Below are 20,052 nucleotides of genomic sequence, written 5' to 3'. Positions count from 1 at the left end.
GTCACCGACCTGGGAAAATGGTTCCACTATGAGTCGCGACCTGCTGATTTACGGGATACGCTCCCGGCACCCTGCTGGGAGGAGATCGACTTATGGCAGACGCAGAGACCGAACCGGTGGCAAACGCCCACACCGCATCGGCACCGACGGGTTGGTTCACCACCGACACCGGCAAGGTGCTGATAATCGGGGGCGGTTCCGTCCTCATCCTGCTGATCCTGTTGGGAATCGGGTCGCTTGCCGGATTCGAAATCCCGCCACCCGCGCCGGAGCCACCGGCCGCCCCGACCAGTTCCACCACGTCGGCTCCCGCCGCCACGTCGTCGGCCTCGACGACCACCACACCGGTACCCTCGCCTGCGCCGGCACCGGTCCCCGCACCGACGACGACCGCGCCCCCGAGCCCCGTGCCCGTGCCACCGACCCATCCTTCGACGGCGACGACCCAGGCTCCGACGACCTACACGCCGCCGCCCGCCCGGCAGTACACGCCGCCGGCCAGCGCTCCCGAGCCCCCGCCCGCCGCGTCACCGTCCGCGACCGCGACCGCGACGGCGAGCTCGGAAGCCCCCGCAGCGCCCAATCCGCCGCAGTTCAACGTCATTCGCACGACCAACGGCGTGGCGCGGCCGATTCCGGGTAACGGCTAGCAGGGCGACCCGAGCGCGTACACAAAACTGCACGGCCGTTAATGTCGTTGGAGTGTCACAGCAACTTCCCGGTTCCACGGTGTCCCCGTCGTGGCAGAAGCGGTTCGATTTCTTCAACACCTACGGCCTGCCGAACTCGACGCCCGAGTCGAAGGCGGCCTACAAGGCGCTGACGTTCATGGAGCGGGTGAAGCTGACCTCGAACATCCTGGCGTTCCTGTTCGGTCCCATCTACTTCTTCGTCAAGGGCATGTGGCGCAAGGGGCTGACGCTGCTCGGGATCTTCGTCGCGGTCGAGGTGGTACTCGTCGTCCTCAACGTGTCGGATTCCCTCGCCCGTGCCATCGGATTCGGTCTTGCCGCCATCGGTATGTCGACCGCGAATTACGCGTACTACCTGCACGTGGTGCGGGGTAGTCAGTCCTGGAACCTGTTCGAGGGACACGGCCGGCAGCGCTAGCTGCCGTCGAGCCCCAACCGCTTCAGCTGTCGCGGGCTCAGCGCGGTGCGCCGGACGTCGCCGTCGTACATGGCGAGGACGCGCGGATCCATCACGCGGCGCCACAGCATCGGAACGAGGCTGAGGACCAGCATCGCCGTGTAGTTGCTCGGCAGCTGCGGCGCATCCTCGGCGTGCCGGATCACCTGGTAGCGATGCGACGGGTCGATGTGGTGGTCGGAGTGCCGTTGCAGATGCAGCAGGAACACGTTCATGATCACGGTGTTGCTGTTCCAGCTGTGCGTGGGGCGCAGTCGCTCGTAGCGGCCCGACGGTAGTTTCTGCCGCCGCAGCCCATAGTGCGACAGGTAGTTCATGGCCTCCAGCAGGAAGATGCCGATGAGCGCCTGGCCGAACAGCCACGGCAGGACCACGGGCCGGAACCACAGGGCCAGCCCGGCGAACAGGATGACGCTTAACAGCCACGCGTTGAGGATGTCGTTGCGTACGTTCCAGCGTGAATGGCCTTGGCGGTCAAGGCGTTTGGTTTCGATTCGCCACGCCGAGCGGGTGCTGCCGACGACCGAGCGCACGACGAAGAAGTACACGTTCTCACCGAAGCGGGCGCTGGCCGGGTCCTCGGGTGTCGCGACGCGGACATGGTGTCCGCGGTTGTGTTCGACGTAGAACTGGCCGTACCAACTCTGGGCGAGCGCCAGCTTGCTGAGCCACCGTTCGGCGCGGTCGCGCCGGTGTCCCAGTTCGTGCGCCGCGTTGTTGGCGATGCCGCCGGACAGGCCGACCGCGACCATCAGCCCCAGCTTGTCGGTGAACGTCAACGTCACCCAGCCGCCACCGGCCCACACCCAGCAGCCGAACGCGAGTGCGAGGTACTGCGTGGGCAGGAACATGTGGGTGGCGAACCGGTAGAACTTGTCCTGCTGCAGCTCGGCCAGGATGCGGTCGGGCGCACGATCGCCCTTCTCCCGCCCCAGCAGATGATCGGCGGCCGGCCCCGCCACGAGGATCACGAAGAGTGCGGTCCACCAGAAGACGTGCAGGCGGGTGGTCCACACCAGGAGCCAGGACAGCGTCACCGCACCGGGGGCGGACGGAACCAGCAGCCACAGGTATCTCTTCGGGTCCCGCCACGTGCCCGCAGCAACCTCGGAACCCACGTCGACAGGCCGCCGGATTCGGCGGTCCGATGGGGTGGTCGACGTGGTCATCGAGCATTTATACCGCCGTCCCCATGAAGTCTCGACTCGGATGGAAAAACTATTTGCCAGGACGTCCAATATTTCTGGTCAAATCGGCTTTGAACTGCAAATTAATGCTCGAATCACATGCGAGCCCGCATTGCGGCGATTTGCATGAAATTGTCAGGAAACTCCCAGAATTTGACGGAATTACCGCACCGATGGAAGCAATTTATTGGCCACTCGGTCAATAATGATTGCGGAGCATCGGGCAAATTCCCTTTCCGGGAGACGTAGCGCTGTTGCCCGTTTCCCGGGCGGCGCGGTCCGGGCGACACGCCGGACGCCTGAAAACGCACCCCAAAACAAAAGGACCGGCCTGGTCAGGCCGGTCCTGTGGAGCGGGCGACGGGAATCGAACCCGCGTAGCTAGTTTGGAAGACTAGGGCTCTACCATTGAGCTACGCCCGCGTGCACTGCTGCGATCACAGTACCGGCAGACAGTACCGGGACAGCGGCCGCCAATCCAATTGATGGTGTCGCGTGTCTAGGACGTAGTATCTCGACCGCGGTAATGCGACCGCGACGAGGCACGGGGTGTAGCGCAGCTTGGTAGCGCATCCGCTTTGGGAGCGGAAGGCCGCAGGTTCAAATCCTGTCACCCCGACCACCGACTGATGGCAAGTATCAAAAAACAAGGAGTAACGCTGTGAAGAGCACCGTGGAGCAGTTGAGCCCCACCCGGGTTCGCATCAACGTGGAGGTGCCCTTCACCGAGCTTCAACCCGAGTTCGACCAGGCCTACAAGGAGCTGGCCAAGCAGGTCCGCCTGCCCGGCTTCCGTCCCGGCAAGGCGCCGGCCAAGCTGCTCGAGGCCCGCGTCGGCCGCGGCGCGGTGCTGGAGCAGGTCGTCAACAGCGCCATCCCGGCCCGCTACGGCGAGGCCGTCACCGCCCAGGACGTGAAGCCGCTGGGCCAGCCGGAGATCGACATCACCAAGCTCGAGGACAACGACGAGCTCGTCTTCACCGCCGAGGTCGACGTCCGCCCGGAGATCGCCCTCCCGGACCTGAAGGCCATCAAGATCACCGTTGACCCGATTGTCATCAACGACGACGAGGTCGACGCCGAACTGCAGAACCTGCGCGCCCGCTTCGGCACCCTGACCGGTGTCGAGCGCGCGGCCGCCGACGGCGACTTCGTCTCGCTCGACCTGTCGGCCACCGTCGACGGTGAGGACGTGCCGGAAGCCAAGACCGAGGGCCTGTCGCACCAGATCGGTTCCGGTCAGCTGATCGAGGGTCTCGACGAGGCCATCATCGGCCTGAAGGCCGGCGAGTCCAAGGAATTCCCGACCACGCTGGCCGCCGGCGAGCACGCCGGTAAGGAAGCCCAGGTCACCGTCACCGTCAAGTCGGTCAAGGAGCGCGAGCTGCCGGAGCCGGACGACGACTTCGCCCAGCTGGCCAGCGAGTTCGACACCATCGACGAGCTGAAGGAGAGCCTGGTCACCCAGGTTCGCCGGGTGAAGCAGATCGGCCAGGCCGAGCAGATTCGCGACAAGGCCGTCGAGACCCTGCTCGAGCAGATCGAGGTGCCGCTGCCCGAGGCCATCGTCCAGGCGACCGTCGACGAGACCGTCCACAACGCGATCCACGGACTCGACCACGACGAGGCCAAGTTCGAGGAGCAGCTCAAGGAGCAGGGCAGCAGCCGCGAAGAGTTCGACGCGGACACCCGCACCAACGCCGAGAAGGCCGTCAAGACGCAGCTGCTGATGGACGCCATCGCCGATGAGCTGGACGTCAAGGTCGGCCAGGGCGACCTGATGGAGCGCATCGCTCTGATGGCCCGCCAGTACGGCATCGAGCCGCAGCAGCTGATCCAGATCCTGCAGCAGAACAACCAGCTGCCGTCCATGTTCGCCGACATCCGTCGCGGCATGACCATCGCCGCTGTGGTCTCCGGTGCGACCGTCACCGACACCGACGGCAACGCGGTCGACACCGCGGAGTTCTTCGGCCCGGCCGGCGACGCCGCTGAGGCCGAGGTCGCCGAGGCCGGCGACGAGGCCGAAGCGCCCGCCGCCGACGAGCCCGAGGCCGAGGACGAGAAGCCCGCCAAGGCCAAGAAGGCGAAGGCTGAGGCCAAGGACGAGAAGCCGGCCAAGGAAAAGAAGGCCAAGAAGGCCGCCAAGGATTCGAAGGACGAGGACTGAGTCCTCGAACTCTGATCGTGGTACAGGTGCCGCAGGTGTCTTCACTGATGCCTGCGGCACCGTCCGCTCTCCGGCGACTGTGACGCTGTGAGCGAACTAGACCGCGTCGGGGACTCGCGGCCGTCGGCCGTTGGTTAGTGTCGTGTGAACGAACTCGAGAAAGCAGGTATCCAGTCGTGACTGACATGCGTTCAAGCGCACCGGGGCTCAACCTCACGGACTCGGTCTATGAGCGTTTGCTTGCCGAGCGCATCATCTTCCTGGGCTCGCAGGTCGACGACGACATCGCCAACCGGCTGTGCGCCCAGATCCTGCTGCTGACGGCCGAAGATCCGTCCAAGGACATTCACATGTACATCAACTCGCCGGGTGGCTCGATCAGCGCCGGCATGGCGATCTTCGACACCATGGAGTTGTCGGAGTGCGACATCGCCACCTACGCGATGGGCATGGCCGCGTCGATGGGTGAGTTCCTGCTGGCCGCCGGCACCAAGGGCAAGCGCCACGCGCTGCCGCACGCCCGCGTCCTGATGCACCAGCCGCTCGGTGGCGTCACCGGTAGCGCGGCGGACATCGCGATCCAGGCCGAGCAGTTCCACGTCATCAAGAAGGAGATGTTCCGGCTCAACGCCCAATTCACGGGCAAGAGCATCGAGCAGATCGAGGCGGACTCCGACCGCGACCGCTGGTTCACGGCGCAGGAAGCGCTGGAATACGGCTTCGTCGACCACATCATCACCCGTGCAAACCTCAACGGCGGCAAGGGAGCCTCGAAGTGATCTCCAAGCATCTGAACCCGGAGCTGGCTCCGCAGGCGCGTTACATCCTGCCGCAGTTCAGCGAGCGCACCCACCTCGGTGAGCGCATCGTCGACCCCTACGCCAAGCTGTTCGACGAGCGCATCATCTTCCTGGGCGCCCAGGTCGACGACGTGTCGGCCAACGACGTGATGGCCCAGCTGCTGGTGCTCGAGTCGCAGGACCCCGATCGCGACATCACGATGTACATCAACTCGCCGGGTGGCTCGTTCACCTCGCTGATGGCCATCTACGACACCATGCAGTACGTCCGCGCCGACATCCAGACGGTCTGCCTCGGCCAGGCCGCCTCGGCCGCCGCGGTCCTGCTGGCCGCCGGTACGCCGGGCAAGCGCATGGCGCTGCCGAACGCCCGCGTGCTGATCCACCAGCCGTCGCTCGGTGGCGTCATCCAGGGTCAGTTCTCCGACCTGGAAATCCAGGCCGCCGAGATCGAGCGCATGCGGAGCCTCATGGAGGAGACGCTGGCGCGGCACACCGGCAAGGAAGCCGCCGTCATCCGCAAGGACACCGACCGCGACAAGATCCTCACCGCGACCGCCGCCAAGGACTACGGGATCATCGACACGGTCCTCGAGTACCGGAAGCTCTCGGCCCAGAAGGCCTGAGTCCCACAACGTGCAGCGGCCGTCAGCCTGTCCAGGCTGGCGGCCGCTGCACGTTTATGCCTGATGCGCCGCCGTTCGGTCAGGCTTTGTCGGGCTTGCCCTTCGGGGCGGGGGATGACGTGTCTGACTTGGGCTTCTTGTTCTTGGATGCACCGTGTTGCGTTGCGGATGAACTCGATGGATCGCTACGCGGAGGGGCTTGCCGTCCCGGCTTGGGCGAGGTCTGAGGGTCCGCTGTGGGCAGCGTCGGATCCGGGCCCTCGGGCGTTCCGAGCGCCGTCGCGGGTGTGGTCTTGCCGGCTCTGGTGTTCGCGGGAGTAGTTCGCGTATTCGCCGGGGCCGGCGGTGCGCGGTGCGTCGTATCGGCCGTCGGGTCGGCGATGGTGTCTGTCGATGCACCCGGTGTCGGGGCCGACAGGGGATTCACTGTGGCAACCGGGGCGGGCGTGACGGCTGCGGTCGCCGCCAACGGCAACACGGCTCTGATGGTGTTGAACACGGCAAGGCCGATCACGAAAGGTGCGACAACGACGGCCCCCAGGATCATCGCCGGTACGGCCAGCTGCGGTACGGCCTGAAAAATGGGGAACTGCTGCAGGAATCCCGCGGCGATGAGCGCCGAGACGAAGAAGACCCCGACCGCGCTCAAGGCGATCGTGGCGGGGATGGCTGAGATGGCGGCGACAATCTGGTCCGGGGTCGGAAGAGGCGGCAGGCTCGGCAGGCTGAGCGCGGCCGTGGGTGTGGGTACGGCGGCGGCGGTCGGTGTCGGTGCGGCCATGGTGCCGGCCGAGGTCGGCGTCGGCGTCGGCTTCGGATGGACAACCGCGAACTGCTGTTGCAGATCGCGCTGTACGGAGTTCAGAACCGTTGACAGCGAAGTGAATTGGACCACCGTCACACCTGCTTGCCCGGTGGCGGCCGTGGCCGGCGCCGCGATGGGCGGATGTGTCACCTGAGCCGCGGCCAGGATGCCGACGGTGATGGTGGCGCACTCGACGCGGTGGACGTTCGAGATGTGGTGTGCGGTCATGGCTGCCTCCTCGGGTGGATGTCGGCGGGCGCCCTCAGCGCGGACCGTTCCCGTAATTGTCGCGTGCGTCAATGACTGCTGTCTTCAGTCGATCGCCGTATGTGGCACCAAGAATCCGCCAAGGCGCCCACCGCACCCTGTGACGTGACCACGATCCCGGCCATTCGAACAGGACCTGCCATGAACCGACACTCCCGCCGCACCGCCGCCGCCCTGGCCACGGCCGCCCTGGCCGTGTCCCTGGCGGTCGGATTGCCGGTGGCCCAGGCGAATCCCACTCCCGAGGCCGCGATGCCGGTGCCGTGGAACCAGGTCGGTGACGGCTGGACGCTGGCCACCTGGAACCCGGTGGCCGGACGTCGCCCGGGCGAGCGGCCCGCGCCCGACGAGGCGCCGCCCGCGAAAGCCGCCGACACGCTGTTCCTGATCGACCCGGCGGGGCACCGGTACGCCATCACGACATTCGAGCCGAACGACAAGGGCTGGAAGCCGCATCTGCTGGACTGGTCGGGTGACGGCGGTCGGGCATTGTTCTCGATGGGTGACGACACCGTCATCGTGGTCGATCTGCACACCGGCAACCAGACGTCCTTCCCGACGCGCGCCTCCGCCCGTTTCAGCCGCCCGAACGGCCAGGCGATCGTGCTGTCGAGCAGCAGTCAGGACCAACCGAGCACCTTGCAGCGCGTCGACCTCGCCGGCAACGTGCAACTGACCTACCCGACCGAGAACCTCGCCGGCGCCGGTCGATTCGGCGGCGACTACCTGGAAACACCCGACGGCACGACGCTCGTGCTGTCGACGGCCAACCGGGGCAACGACGCGGCACCGCGAACGGACAACAGCTTCGTGCTCATGGGCAACGACGGCACCGTCGGGCGGGTGCTGCCGGTACCGATGCCCGGCGCCGTCTGCCGGACCACACGATGGCTGGCGCCAACGGATTTCGTCGCCAGTTGCACCGCGCAGAAGTCCGCCGGAAGCCAGCTGTGGAAGGTGCCGATCGACGGCTCGGCGCCGACCGCGCTCACCGCCGTCAACAACGCGAAGAACGAACCGGGATTCGACGGCGACTACGGCGATATCGACGCCTGGCAGTTGCCCAGCGGCACCTTCGTGCAGTCGCTCGGTGCTTGCGGCGTCATCTTCCTCTCCCGCGTGACCGCTGACGGGCATACGCAGCGGGTCAAGGTGCCGGGTGCGGGTGACAAGATCGACGTCGTCGGGGCGTCCGGCGACTCGTTGATCCTGAAGTCGACGAGCGGCTGCAGCCCGTCGACGGCGCTGATGTCCTACGACCCCGCCGCGAATTCCACCAAGGTCCTGCTCGGCCCCACCGTGAACGACGGCCGCGTCGTCGACGCCATGACATTCGCGGAGGGCTACCGGTCATGAGGCGGTTCGCGTCCGCACTGGTGGCCGTCGCTGCCGCGGCGACCCTGTCGCCGGCCGCGCACGCTGACGACCAGGTGACCACCGAGGCCTGCGGCTGGGTGCACCCCGACGAAGCCGCGGTCTTTCTCGACGGTCCGGCGACGGCCGAACCGATCCGGACCCAACTGCCCGAATTGTCTTGTGCCTACCGGGCATTCGACGAGCCACTGGGGCGGCGCAGCCTGGAATCCGATGTCCGGTTCGCCGATGCGTTCCCGTGGGACGCCGCAACGACATTCCGCCAGGTGGCCGAGTGGCCCAGGGCCACCGCGGTCGACGGCGTGGGCGTCAAGGCGGTCTGCACGTACGAACCGAATGTCACGCCGCCGTCGACGACGCTCACGGTGCTGTTGACGGGCGAACGGATCTATCGCGTCACGGGCAGCTACGTGTGGCGCTGCGAAACGCTGAAGACGTTCGCCGAACTGGCAATAGCCCGCATCGGCTGATAGCACCCGATACCCTCGGCCCATGTGGCCGACCGGAATCGATTTCGGTGTTCTGGGCACGCTGCGGATGGCCGTCGACGACCGCGTCGTCTCACTGGGCGCACCCAAGCAGCGCGCGGTGTTCGCGATGCTGCTGCTGGGCCGCGGCCGCCCGGTGTCGGTGGATGCGTTGATCGACGCGGTGTGGGAGCAGTCACCGGCCGCGGCCGCCCGCACCGCGCTGCACTCCTACATCTCCAACCTCCGAAAGATCTTGGCGGAGTCCGGAATGCCGCGGGAGGCCCTGGCCGCCGCCCCGCCCGGATACCGGCTCGACGTGGCGGAGGACGCAACCGACCTGGGGCGCTTCGAGAAGGAGAAGCTCGCTGGGTTGCGTGCGGCGGCCGCCGGTCAGTTCCCGTCCGCGGCGGTGCACCTGTCGGCGGCCCTGGCGCAGTGGCGGGGGCCGGTCCTCGGCGATCTGTCCGACTTCGCTTTCGTCGACGCCGTCGCCGCCGCTCTGGTCGACGAGCGCATCTCCGTGGAGACCGCGCGTGCGGAAGCTGAAATCGCCTGTGGCCAGGCAGCTCTGGTGATCGGCCCGCTGGAGACCCTGGTCGCCGAACACCCCTACCGCGAACCCCTGTGGGCGCAGTTGATCACCGCCTACTACAGCTGTGGGCGGCAGGCGGACGCGCTCGACGCGTTCCGGCGCGTGAAGTCGATCCTGGCCGAGGACCTCGGTATCGATCCCGGCTCGGCGATAAGTGCCCTGCAGCAACGCATTCTGCGTCAGGAACCACTCGACGTTCAGGGCGCCGCGCAGGCGACGGCGGTGCACACCATCGGCCGGCTCCGCTCGGGTTCCACCCGGTCGACGGCGTCCAGGGCGGGCCTGCGCGACGCGTCCGGGCAGTGGTTTGCCCTGCGCGCGATGGCGACCCGGATCGGTCGCCAGGCCGACAACGACATCGTGCTCGACGCGGCAGACGTCAGCCGGCACCACGCCGTCATCGTCGATGCGGGCACCGGGCCGGTGATGGTGGATCTGCGTTCGGCCAACGGCGTATACGTGCAGGGCACGCGGATCGAGGCCAACACCAATCTGTTCGACGGCGACCGCATCCGTATCGGCGCACATGAATTCACCCTCGAGCTCGGGTAGGAGCACACCAAGAATCTGCCAAGGGCAGCGGCGAACCATGTGGGCATGAGGATTTCGGTTCTTGCCCTGGCCGCGGCGGTGACGTTCCTGAGCGTCGCGCCGGCCGCGTCCGCTCAGCAGACGTGTGGTGCCCTGGGCGGGACGCCCGACGCCACCGGCATCTGCCGGATCCATGAGGTCGGCACCGGGTATGACCGGACCGTCGCCTTCCCGGTCGACTATCCCGACCAGCAAGCGGTCGCGGACTTCCTGGCCCAGGACCGCGCCGGTTTCGTCGGCTGGGTGGACGAGTTCGGCCGCGGCCGGGTGTACACCGAGACCGTGACGCCGACGGTGTACCGCTCGGCGCGGACCCAGAGCCTGGTGCTCAAGATCGTCGACCCGACGGGCCTGGCCCACGAAGGCCACCCCGACATCCGGTACCGGACCTTCACCTACGGAAATGGCGGGCCGATCACCATCGACTCGCTGTTCGGGCCGGGCTCCGATCCGGCGGCGATTCTCACGCCGGTGGTGCAGCGTGCGTTGAAGGCGCGCAACGCCGCGCTGATCGAACCGGACCGTGGCTCGTACCGGAACTTCGCGCTCACCGACGAGGCCGTCACCTTCTTTTTCGGCGAAAGCCAGCTCGCGGGCAACGGTGGCCCGCTCACGGTGACGGTCCCGGTGGATGAGCTGGGCGGTCGGCTCCAGGGATAGGCCGGACGGGCCGCGTTCTTGCGCTGGCCGCGAAACGCGTCGGCAGCTTCGATGTGCACACGGTAGGGTTGCGGATAGGTGAACAGCCCTGATCAGAGGCTTGCCGAGCCAACGCCACGCGGCGCCGGAAAGACACGCCAGAATCACGGTCAGCGCGCCGAGGGGTGGCAAGCCACCGATCGGGCTATGTTCTCCTGCACACGGATAAATACCACCGGAGCGATTCGGCCCTTTCGGTCGCACCGCAACGGAGCGAACGGGTAGCGTCGGGATCACACCCGGAATAACCCACTATCTGGTGTAACGACTGACGGCGACCGGAGAAAGTAGGGCCTCACCCCATGGCGCGCATCGGAGACGGCGGTGACCTGCTGAAGTGCTCGTTTTGCGGAAAGAGCCAGAAGCAGGTCAAGAAGCTGATTGCTGGACCTGGCGTCTACATCTGCGACGAGTGCATCGACCTCTGCAACGAGATCATCGAAGAGGAGCTGGCCGACGCCGACGACGTCAAGCTCGATGAGCTGCCCAAGCCCCAGGAGATCCGGGACTTCCTCGAGGGCTACGTCATCGGCCAGGACAACGCCAAGAAGACGCTCGCCGTGGCCGTCTACAACCACTACAAGCGCATCCAGGCGCAGGAGAAGTCGCGTGACTCCCGGGGTGAGCCGGTCGAGCTCGCCAAGTCGAACATCCTGATGCTCGGGCCGACCGGTTGCGGCAAGACCTACCTGGCGCAGACCCTCGCCAAGATGCTCAACGTGCCGTTCGCCATCGCTGACGCGACCGCGCTGACCGAGGCCGGCTACGTCGGTGAGGACGTCGAGAACATCCTGCTGAAGCTGATCCAGGCCGCCGACTACGACGTCAAGCGCGCCGAGACCGGCATCATCTACATCGACGAGGTCGACAAGATCGCCCGCAAGAGCGAGAACCCGTCGATCACCCGCGACGTGTCGGGCGAGGGCGTGCAGCAGGCGCTGCTGAAAATCCTCGAGGGGACGCAGGCTTCGGTGCCGCCGCAGGGCGGTCGCAAGCACCCGCACCAGGAATTCATCCAGATCGACACCACCAACGTGCTGTTCATCGTGGCCGGCGCGTTCGCGGGCCTCGAGAAGATCGTGTCCGACCGGGTCGGCAAGCGTGGTCTGGGCTTCGGCGCCGAGGTGCACTCCAAGGCCGAGATCGACACCCAGGACCACTTCGCCGAGGTGCTGCCCGAGGACCTGATCAAGTTCGGCCTGATCCCCGAGTTCATCGGCCGTCTCCCGGTCGTGGCGTCGGTGACCAACCTGGACAAGGAATCGCTGGTGTCGATCCTGTCCAAGCCGAAGAACGCCCTGGTCAAGCAGTACGTCCGGCTCTTCGAGATGGACGGGGTGGAGCTCGAGTTCACCGACGACGCCCTCGACGCGATCGCCGACCAGGCCATTCACCGCGGAACCGGCGCCCGTGGCCTGCGCGCCATCATGGAAGAGGTCCTGCAGCCGGTGATGTTCGACATCCCGAGCCGCGACGACGTCGCCAAGGTGGTCGTGACCAAGGAAACCGTGCAGGACAACGTGCTGCCGACCATCGTGCCGCGCAAGGCGCCCCGCTCGGAGCGTCGCGACAAGAGCGCATAGGCCTCACCACAGGGAAAGCCCCCGCTCCGGCGGGGGCTTTCCCATTGGGTCCATTGGCCGCTGGGGCCGGGAGAGTCGCTACCTGACCACGCGGTCGGGCCGGGTGTAGACGTTCATCGATTCGTTGCGCAGGAAGGCCACGAGGGTGAGTCCGGCCTGGCTCGCCAGGTCGACCGCCAACGAGGACGGCGCGGACACCGCGGCGAGCACCGGAATGCCCGCCATGACGGCCTTCTGCGTCAGTTCGAACGACGCCCGGCCGCTGACCAGGAGGACGGTGCTCGTCAGCGGAACTCGGCCCTGCTCGAGCGCCCAGCCGATCACCTTGTCCACGGCGTTGTGCCGGCCGATGTCCTCGCGGGCCACGAACATCTCACCGTCGGCGCTGAACAGCGCGGCAGCGTGCAGCCCGCCGGTGCTGTTGAACACCTTCTGGGCCTGCCGCAGCTGCTGGGGCAGCGCCGACAGGGTGGCATTGGTGACGGTGGTCGGATCGTCGCCGGGGGAGTAGTGGCTGACGGTCCGGACGGCGTCGATGGACGCCTTGCCGCACACGCCGCACGACGAGGTGGTGTAGAAGTTGCGTGTCACGTCGACCGACGGCGGCGGGACGTGCGGTGCCAGCGTCACGTCGAGCACGTTGTAGGTGTTGGTGCCGTCGTCGGTGGCGCCGCGGCAGTAGGCGACGCGGGCGATGTCGTCGCGCCGGGCGATGACGCCCTCGGTGAGCAGAAACCCTTGGGCCAGTTCGACATCCGAGCCCGGCGTCCGCATGGTGACGGTGAGGGGCGTGCCGTTGACCCGGATCTCCAGCGGTTCCTCGACGGCCAATGTCTCCGGCCGTGACACCGACCCACCCGAGGTGACGTGTTCAGCCCGCCGGCGCGCGGTTACCCGACCCATGGCTGGTCCGATCCCCCCTCGCTGCGCTCGACCCCTGGGACAAGCCTAATCACCACTGCCTTGGATACCGGCGTGTTCGACTTCCGTGCAGTGTGGTCCAACGGGATCAACGGATTGGTCTCCGGGTAGTAGGCCGCGGCATTGCCCGCGGGTGTCGAATAGGGCACCACCAGAAAGTCTTTCGCGCGGCGCTCGTGGCCGTCGAATTCGGAGACCAGGTCGACCCGGCTGCCCTCACGCAGGCCGAGCGCAGCGATGTCGGAGGGGTTGACGAACACCACGCGCCGGCCACCCTTGACGCCGCGGTAGCGGTCGTCCAGGCCGTAGATGGTGGTGTTGTACTGGTCGTGGCTGCGCAGGGTCTGGAGCACCAGCCGGCCCTCGGGTACCGGCACCCATTCGACGGGCTCGACAGAGAAGTTGGCTTTGCCTGTGTGCGTGGGGAATTCGCGGGAATCCCGGGGCGGGTGGGGTAGCTGGAAGCCGTCCGGCTGACGGACGCGGGTGTTGTAGTCGGCACATCCGGGAACGACGTCGGCGATGGCGTCGCGGATGCCGTCGTAGTCGGCGTTGAAGGATTCCCACGGCACCGGGTGTGCCGGCCCGAGCAGGGTCCGGGCCAGCTGGCAGACGATCGCGACCTCGCTGCGCACCTGGTCGCTGGGTGGGGTCAGCCCACCGCGCGACAGGTGCACCATCGACATCGAATCCTCTACCGACACCACCTGCTTGCCAGCGGCCTGGAAGTCCTTGTCGGTGCGACCGAGGGTGGGCAGGATCAGGGCTGTGCGGCCGTGAATGACGTGGCTGCGGTTGAGCTTCGTCGAAATCTGTACCGTCAGAGCGCAATTGCGCATCGCCGCGGCGGTGACGTCGGTGTCGGGGGTAGCCGAGACGAAGTTGCCGCCCATTCCGATGAAGACCTTGGCGTGCCCGTCGCGCATGGCCCGGATCCCGTCGACGGTGTCGTGACCGTGCTTGCGCGGGGAGGTGATGCCGAACCGGGCGTCCAGCGCGGCCAGGAATTCTTCGGGCATCTTCTCCCAGATGCCCATGGTCCGGTCGCCCTGCACGTTGGAGTGCCCGCGCACGGGACACACGCCCGCGCCGGGCTTTCCGATCATGCCGCGCATGAGCAGCAGGTTGGTGGCCTCACCGATGGTGGCGACCGCGTGCTTCTGCTGGGTCAGGCCCATAGCCCAGCAGATGATGGTGCGCTCCGAGCGGATCAACGCGTCGGCGACCCGCTGCAACTGGTCGCGGCTGATGCCACTGGCCGCGGTGACGGTGTCCAGATCGACTGTGCGGGTTCGGGATTCGTAGTCGTCGAAGCCGGCGCAGTGCCGGTCGATGAAGTCGCGGTCCACCACGGTTCCCGGCGCCCGGTCCTCGGCTTCCAGCAGCAGCCGGCCCAGGCCGGCGAACAGCGCCATGTCGCCGCCGATGCGGATCTGCACGAACTCGTCGGCGATGGGCACCCCGTGGCCGACGACGCCGTGCACCTTCTGCGGATCCTTGAATCGCATCAGCCCGGCCTCGGGGAGGGGGTTGATCGCAATGATCTTGGCGCCGCCGGCTTTCGCCTTCTCGAGCACCGACAGCATGCGCGGGTGGTTGGTGCCCGGGTTCTGCCCGGCGATGACGATGCAGTCGGCGTGGATGACGTCGTCGACGGTGACCGAGCCCTTGCCGATGCCGATCGACTCGACCAGCGCGGTGCCCGACGACTCGTGGCACATGTTGGAGCAGTCCGGCAGGTTGTTGGTGCCGAAACTGCGCGCGAGAAGTTGGTACAGGAACGCGGCCTCGTTGCTGGTGCGGCCGGAGGTGTAGAACAGCGCTTCGTCGGGGCTGCCGAGGACATTGAGTTCGCCGGCGATCAGCGCGTAGGCGTCGTCCCAGCCGATCGGGCGGTAATGCGTGTCGCCGGGCGCCAGCACCATCGGATGCGTGAGGCGGCCCTGCTGGGACAGCCAGTATTCGGGCTGCTCGGCAAGTTCGGCGACCGAATGCCGTGCGAAGAATTCCGGGGTGACGCGCCGCCGCGTCGCCTCCTCGGCCACGGCTTTGGCGCCGTTCTCACAGAACTCGGCCAGCTTGCGTCCGCCGTGTTCCTCCGGCCACGCGCAGCCGGGGCAGTCGAAGCCGTGCCGCTGATTGATCCTGGTCAGCGTCTCCGCGGTGCGGAGCGGCCCCATCTGCTCGATGGTGCGGCGCATGCTGACCATCACGGCCTTGACGCCGGCGGCCTCGTGCTTCGCCCCGGTGACCGCTACGTCGTGTTCGTCGTAGGAGGCATCGACGTCGTTGTCGCTGACGGTGGTCATCTGCCCAATCTAATCCTCACGATCGGCCTGATCAGGCCGAGAGACGGCGTTCGTGATCGGCATTTCAGATGCACTGATAGGCGGCACCTATTACCGGTGCAGGCGACGGTGCGCCGCGCCGCCCTCGGGTACCCGGGACCTAAGTCCCTATGCCGGGTATATGACCCGGGGTACTTTCAGGAGAGCTCGACGATACCCCCACCCGTATAACAATGAACTGGGAATAAGATACCCCCGGGGGTATATTTAATACCTGTAGGGGTATAGCTCAGAGTGGTGCTACCCAATGAAGAGAAAGAAGCCGCTGATGATCCTGCAGCAGTATTACCTGGATTGCCTGTCGCACGCGTCCTACCTGATCGGTGACGAAACCACCGGCCGTGCAGTGGTTGTGGACCCGCAGCGCGACGTCGCCGGATACGTCGCCGATGCCGCAGCGCAGGGGCTGACCATCGAATTGGTCATCGAGACCCACTTTCATGCGGACTTCCTCTCCGGTCATCTCGAGCTGGCCGAGGCCACCGGCGCGAAGATCGTCTACTCGGCGGTCGCCGAGACCGAGTTCGAGTCGATGGGCGTCGCCGACGGTGAGCGGTACTCGCTGGGCGACGTGACGCTGGAGTTCCGCCATACCCCCGGCCACACTCCCGAGTCGATGAGCGTGGTGGTGTACGAGCACGCCGACGACGCGACGCCTTACGGCGTCATGACCGGGGACACGCTCTTCATCGGCGATGTCGGTCGCCCCGACCTGCTGGCCTCGATCGGTTTCACACGAGAAGAACTGGCGGACAAGCTGTATGAGTCGCTGCACAACAAGCTGATGACGCTGCCCGATGCGACCCGGGTGTACCCGGCGCACGGCGCGGGCTCGGCTTGTGGCAAGAACCTGTCGACGGACCTGTGGTCGACGATCGGTGATCAGAAGGCGACGAACTACGCGTTGCGAGCCACCGACAAAGCCTCGTTCGTGGACCTCGTCACCGAGGGCCAGCCGCCCGCGCCGGGCTACTTCGTCTATGACGCGATCCTCAACCGCAAGGATCGTGAACTGCTGGACGAGACCAAGATGCCGTCGGCACTGACCTACGCGCAGGCTCGCGCGGCGATTGACGCCGGCGCTGTCCTGGTGGACGGCCGTGGACCGGAAGAATTCGCCCTGGGTCACCTGCGCGGCGCGGTCAATATTGGGCTGCAGGGGCGTTACGCCGAGTTCGCCGGCTCCGTCCTGCCGTCTGACGTCGACATCGTGCTGTTCACCGAGCCCGGTGAGGAACTCGAGGGTAAGAACCGGCTCGCCCGGATCGGCTTCGACCGGGTGATCGGCTACGTGGCGGAGCCCTACGCGGCGCTGGTCGCACACCGGGACGATGTCCAGGTGGCATCGCGCCTGACCGCCAAGGCTTTTGGCGAAAGAGCCGCCACCCTGCCGAACCTCCAGATCGTCGACGTCCGCAACCCCGGTGAGGTCGCGGCCGGGACCATCCCGAACGCCATCGACATCCCGGTGGGGCAGTTGCCCACCCGCCTGGGTGAACTGGACCCCGCCAAACCGACCGTCGTCTATTGCGCCGGTGGGTACCGCTCATCTGTCGCGGCAAGCCTGTTGCGACGGAATGGATTCAACGACGTGAGTGACATCTTGGGCGGTTACGGCGCCTGGGCAGAAGCCGTCGAGAACGCCTGAAGATCGGAGACATCACAGATATGACCATCACTGCCAAGCACCAGATCGTGATCGTCGGCGGCGGCACCGCCGGCATCACGGTCGCGGCACGGCTGCTGCGTAAGGGTTACACCGACGTCGCGGTCATCGAACCCTCGGATAAGCACTACTACCAACCGCTGTGGACTCTGGTCGGTGGCGGACGGGCTCGGGCCGCCGAGACCGAGCGCGCCGAATCGTCGGTGATGCCCAAGGGCGCGACGTGGATCAGAAACGCCGCGAGCGCTTTCGATCCCGACGCCAACACGGTCACCTGTATCGACGGCGCCACCTACGAGTACGACGCGCTCGTGGTCTGCCCGGGTATCCAACTCGATTGGGATCGCACCGACGGACTGGAGGACACGCTGGGTCGGGACGGCGTTTCGTCGAACTATCGCTTCGACCTCGCGCCGCGGACGTGGGATTTTGTCCGGAACCTGCGTTCGGGTACTGCGGTGTTCACCGTTCCGTCCGGAGCCATCAAGTGCGCAGGGGCTCCGCAGAAGATCGCATATCTGGCGTCGGACTACTGGCGGTCGCAGGGCGTGCTCAAGGACATCGACGTCCACCTCGTCATGCCGGGCGCGCGGCCCTTCGGGATTCCCGCGATCGCGGACAGCCTCGACAAGGTGATCGCCGATTACGGCATCACCTTGCACACCAACTCCGAGGTGACCTTGGTCGACGCGACCGCACACAAGGTCGGCGTCACCAGCGTCGGGGCCGGTGGGACCGACGCCATGCTGCCCTACGACGTACTGCACGCCGTGCCGCGGCAGTCCGCACCGGACTGGATCAAACACAGCGCGTTGTCGACGGGTGACGCAATGGGCTACGTCGACATCGACAAGCACACGATGCAGCACGTGCGGTATCCCAACGTCTTCAGTCTCGGCGACGCCGGCTCGTCGCCGAACTCGAAGACCGGCGCCGCCATCCGCAAGCAGGCCCCGGTGGTGGTCGAGAACATCGACTCCTTCCTTGAAGGCCGCCCGCTGCGCGCGTCCTACGACGGTTACTCGTCGTGCCCGATCGTCACGTCGTCGAACGCGATGCTGCTCGCCGAATTCGACTACGACCTCAACCTCAAGCCCTCGTTCCCGCTGCTCGATCCGGTCATCCCGCACCGGGCGTACTGGTACCTGAAGAAGTACGGGCTGCCGTACATGTATTGGCATCTGATGTTGAAAGGCCTTGCCTAGCAATGTGGTTGCTGACCCAAGAAAGGAAATCGCCATGACCACCAAAACTGTCACCGCCGCCGACTTCGAGGCGACCATAACCGACAATCCCATTGTCCTCATCGATTTCTGGGCATCGTGGTGCGGTCCGTGCCGCGCCTTTGCTCCGGTTTTCGACCGATCGGCACAGTCGCATCCTGATGTGGTGCACGCCAAGGTCGATACCGAAGCGCAGCAGCAGCTTGCCGCCGCTCTCGAAATCCAGGCGATCCCAACGATCATGGCGTTCCGCGACGGCATCCTCGTGTACCGCCAGCCGGGTGCGATGCCCGCTCCGGCCCTCGAGGATCTGATCACCCGCGTCAAGGCACTCGACATGGCCGATGTGCGTGCTCAGATCGCGGGCAAGACGCACTGACCGAGATGTCGTCGCGCGCCATGCGCGATGACGCGCCCCGCCGTTCCGTTCGAGGAGAGTGAAGTTCCGTGAATATCGTTGTCGCCCTTGGCCTGGGCGCCGTCATCGGCGCCCTGCTGGGCCTGCTCGGCGGCGGCGGGTCGATCCTCGCGGTGCCGGCCCTGGTCTACGTGCTGGGGCTCGGCATCGAGCGGGCGATTCCGATGTCGCTGTTGGTCGTCGGCATCGCCTCGGCGGTGGGCGCGCTGCCGAAGATTCGGGCCGGCCACGTCCAATGGCGGTTGGCCGCCGTGTTCTCGGCGGCGGGTATCCCGGCGACCTTCATTGGCAGTGCCATCGGTCGCCACCTGCCGCAGCCGGTGCTCCTCGTCGGCTTCGCCGCGGTCATGGTGCTGGCCGGAATCCGGATGCTGCAGGACAACGGCGGCACCGGTACCGCCTGCAGAGTCGGTGATTCCGGCATCAATTGGCGCCGCTGTGCCTCCAGATCGATTCCTGCGGGCTTCCTCGTCGGGCTGCTCACCGGACTCTTCGGCGTCGGCGGCGGCTTTCTGATCATTCCGGCGCTCGTGTTGATGCTCGGGGTGGAGATGCCCATCGCGATCGGTACCTCGCTGCTCATCATCGTCGCGAACTCGTTGGCGGGCCTGCTGTCCCACCTCAGCGGCACCAGCATCGACTGGACCATCGCCGCGGCGTTCGTCGGTACCGCGATCGTCGGTTCGCTGCTCGCCGGCCACCTGGGCACCCGGCTCGACACCCGGCGGCTGCAGCGCTGGTTCGCCTACCTGGTCTTCGCGGTCGCGGCGTATGTGCTCATCGACACCGTCGCCGTGAGCTTCTTGTGACGTGACCAGCGGTGTCCGCAAATCTTCACCAGACCGACATGTCGGCGCCCCGTCGCGTGACGTGCGCGGTTGCCCAGCTTCTGGACAATGGCCGTATGGATACCGATACCGGCCGTGGTACGCCGGGTCGCCGCGCCTGGGCCGACCCGCTGGCGTTGGGGTTCCAGGCGCACCGGCAGCTGATGCTGCTCCGGTTGCGGTGGCACGGCCGCCGTCTGGACACCCGTCCAGACGGGCAACCGGACTGACGCCTAATCGCTTGTGCCGCCGGATGTTTCCGACGCGGCCGAGTGCTAGCGCGGACCGCTACCGATCGGTAACCGCGTTCTTAGGAATTCCACCTGCCGGAACGTG

The 20,052-nt window shown here is 66.5% G+C and carries 19 protein-coding genes and 2 tRNA genes; 16 read left to right on the top strand and 5 right to left on the bottom strand.

The window, feature by feature from the left end; genetic code table 11:
• The first annotated feature begins 92 nt into the window (after positions 1-92).
• Both H289_RS33075 and H289_RS0118020 read left to right on the top strand, forming a co-directional pair.
• A complete protein-coding gene (locus tag H289_RS33075; protein ID WP_020102214.1) occupies positions 93-650 on the top strand; it encodes a hypothetical protein in 558 nt (185 codons plus the stop codon).
• 52 nt (positions 651-702) lie between these two features.
• Complete coding sequence (locus H289_RS0118020; RefSeq protein WP_029105396.1) at positions 703-1,110, top strand: DUF2628 domain-containing protein; 408 nt, start codon at positions 703-705, stop codon at positions 1,108-1,110.
• Here H289_RS0118020 and H289_RS0118015 read toward each other — a convergent pair.
• Both H289_RS0118015 and H289_RS0118010 read right to left on the bottom strand, forming a co-directional pair.
• Entirely contained in the window at positions 1,107-2,318 is a 1,212-nt protein-coding gene (locus H289_RS0118015) for an alkane 1-monooxygenase (protein WP_051128522.1), read from the bottom strand. The two genes, H289_RS0118020 and H289_RS0118015, sit on opposite strands and share 4 nt — an antisense overlap.
• Positions 2,319-2,685: 367 nt before the next feature.
• Positions 2,686-2,759 (bottom strand) — tRNA-Gly (locus H289_RS0118010).
• A gap of 122 nt (positions 2,760-2,881) precedes the next feature.
• On the opposite strand from H289_RS0118010, the gene H289_RS0118005 reads away from it, so the two are divergent.
• The 4 genes from H289_RS0118005 (at position 2,882) to H289_RS0117990 (ending at position 5,932) form a co-directional block, all read left to right on the top strand.
• A tRNA-Pro gene (locus H289_RS0118005) sits at positions 2,882-2,958 on the top strand.
• Between the two features lie 39 nt (positions 2,959-2,997).
• On the top strand, positions 2,998-4,506 hold the full coding sequence (gene tig / locus H289_RS0118000) for a trigger factor (RefSeq protein ID WP_020102211.1): 1,509 nt from the start codon (positions 2,998-3,000) through the stop codon (positions 4,504-4,506).
• Positions 4,507-4,691: 185 nt separating this feature from the next.
• The gene (locus H289_RS0117995; RefSeq protein ID WP_020102210.1) at positions 4,692-5,285 is read left to right on the top strand and encodes an ATP-dependent Clp protease proteolytic subunit; all 594 of its coding nucleotides are present in this window, start codon (positions 4,692-4,694) and stop codon (positions 5,283-5,285) included.
• Between the two features lie 11 nt (positions 5,286-5,296).
• The gene (locus tag H289_RS0117990; protein WP_029105393.1) at positions 5,297-5,932 is read left to right on the top strand and encodes an ATP-dependent Clp protease proteolytic subunit; all 636 of its coding nucleotides are present in this window, start codon (positions 5,297-5,299) and stop codon (positions 5,930-5,932) included.
• Positions 5,933-6,011: 79 nt separating this feature from the next.
• On the opposite strand, the gene H289_RS0117985 is transcribed toward H289_RS0117990, so the two are convergent.
• Complete coding sequence (locus H289_RS0117985; RefSeq protein WP_020102208.1) at positions 6,012-6,965, bottom strand: hypothetical protein; 954 nt, start codon at positions 6,963-6,965, stop codon at positions 6,012-6,014.
• A 180-nt stretch (positions 6,966-7,145) separates the two neighbouring features.
• On the opposite strand from H289_RS0117985, the gene H289_RS0117980 reads away from it, so the two are divergent.
• The 5 genes from H289_RS0117980 to clpX all read left to right on the top strand — a co-directional run bounded on the left by H289_RS0117980 (position 7,146) and on the right by clpX (position 12,313).
• Positions 7,146-8,360 (top strand): hypothetical protein, encoded by a 1,215-nt coding sequence (locus H289_RS0117980; RefSeq protein WP_020102207.1) that lies wholly within the window; start codon positions 7,146-7,148, stop codon positions 8,358-8,360.
• The gene (locus H289_RS0117975; RefSeq protein WP_020102206.1) at positions 8,357-8,848 is read left to right on the top strand and encodes a hypothetical protein; all 492 of its coding nucleotides are present in this window, start codon (positions 8,357-8,359) and stop codon (positions 8,846-8,848) included. Before H289_RS0117980 ends, H289_RS0117975 begins: the two co-directional genes overlap by 4 nt.
• A 22-nt stretch (positions 8,849-8,870) precedes the next feature.
• Positions 8,871-9,992 carry a BTAD domain-containing putative transcriptional regulator gene (locus H289_RS0117970; protein ID WP_020102205.1) on the top strand — a complete coding sequence of 374 codons (1,122 nt, stop codon included), beginning with the start codon at positions 8,871-8,873 and terminating at the stop codon, positions 9,990-9,992.
• Positions 9,993-10,037: 45 nt separating this feature from the next.
• Complete coding sequence (locus H289_RS0117965) at positions 10,038-10,691, top strand: RsiV family protein (RefSeq protein ID WP_029105392.1); 654 nt, start codon at positions 10,038-10,040, stop codon at positions 10,689-10,691.
• A 341-nt stretch (positions 10,692-11,032) separates the two neighbouring features.
• The gene (gene clpX / locus H289_RS0117960; protein ID WP_020102203.1) at positions 11,033-12,313 is read left to right on the top strand and encodes an ATP-dependent Clp protease ATP-binding subunit ClpX; all 1,281 of its coding nucleotides are present in this window, start codon (positions 11,033-11,035) and stop codon (positions 12,311-12,313) included.
• A 78-nt stretch (positions 12,314-12,391) separates the two neighbouring features.
• Here the strand turns inward: clpX and fdhD are convergent, their stop codons facing one another.
• Positions 12,392-13,216, bottom strand: a complete 825-nt coding sequence (gene fdhD / locus H289_RS0117955) for a formate dehydrogenase accessory sulfurtransferase FdhD (protein WP_029105391.1) — start codon at positions 13,214-13,216, stop codon at positions 12,392-12,394.
• A complete protein-coding gene (locus tag H289_RS0117950; protein WP_020102201.1) occupies positions 13,204-15,543 on the bottom strand; it encodes an FdhF/YdeP family oxidoreductase in 2,340 nt (779 codons plus the stop codon). Before H289_RS0117950 ends, fdhD begins: the two co-directional genes overlap by 13 nt.
• 307 nt (positions 15,544-15,850) lie before the next feature.
• On the opposite strand from H289_RS0117950, the gene H289_RS0117945 reads away from it, so the two are divergent.
• The 5 genes from H289_RS0117945 (at position 15,851) to H289_RS33070 (ending at position 19,946) form a co-directional block, all read left to right on the top strand.
• Positions 15,851-17,230, top strand: a complete 1,380-nt coding sequence (locus tag H289_RS0117945; protein WP_020102200.1) for an MBL fold metallo-hydrolase — start codon at positions 15,851-15,853, stop codon at positions 17,228-17,230.
• Between the two features lie 20 nt (positions 17,231-17,250).
• Complete coding sequence (locus H289_RS0117940; RefSeq protein WP_020102199.1) at positions 17,251-18,453, top strand: NAD(P)/FAD-dependent oxidoreductase; 1,203 nt, start codon at positions 17,251-17,253, stop codon at positions 18,451-18,453.
• A 34-nt stretch (positions 18,454-18,487) separates the two neighbouring features.
• Positions 18,488-18,850 (top strand): thioredoxin, encoded by a 363-nt coding sequence (gene trxA / locus H289_RS0117935; RefSeq protein WP_020102198.1) that lies wholly within the window; start codon positions 18,488-18,490, stop codon positions 18,848-18,850.
• Between the two features lie 68 nt (positions 18,851-18,918).
• On the top strand, positions 18,919-19,698 hold the full coding sequence (locus H289_RS0117930) for a sulfite exporter TauE/SafE family protein (RefSeq protein WP_020102197.1): 780 nt from the start codon (positions 18,919-18,921) through the stop codon (positions 19,696-19,698).
• A 95-nt stretch (positions 19,699-19,793) separates the two neighbouring features.
• On the top strand, positions 19,794-19,946 hold the full coding sequence (locus tag H289_RS33070) for a hypothetical protein (RefSeq protein ID WP_020102196.1): 153 nt from the start codon (positions 19,794-19,796) through the stop codon (positions 19,944-19,946).
• Positions 19,947-20,052: the final 106 nt, after the last annotated feature.

The organism is Mycobacterium sp. 360MFTsu5.1 (assembly GCF_000383495.1).
Taxonomy (GTDB): domain Bacteria; phylum Actinomycetota; class Actinomycetes; order Mycobacteriales; family Mycobacteriaceae; genus Mycobacterium; species Mycobacterium mucogenicum_B.
This window is presented reverse-complemented; position numbering and strand designations above follow the sequence as displayed.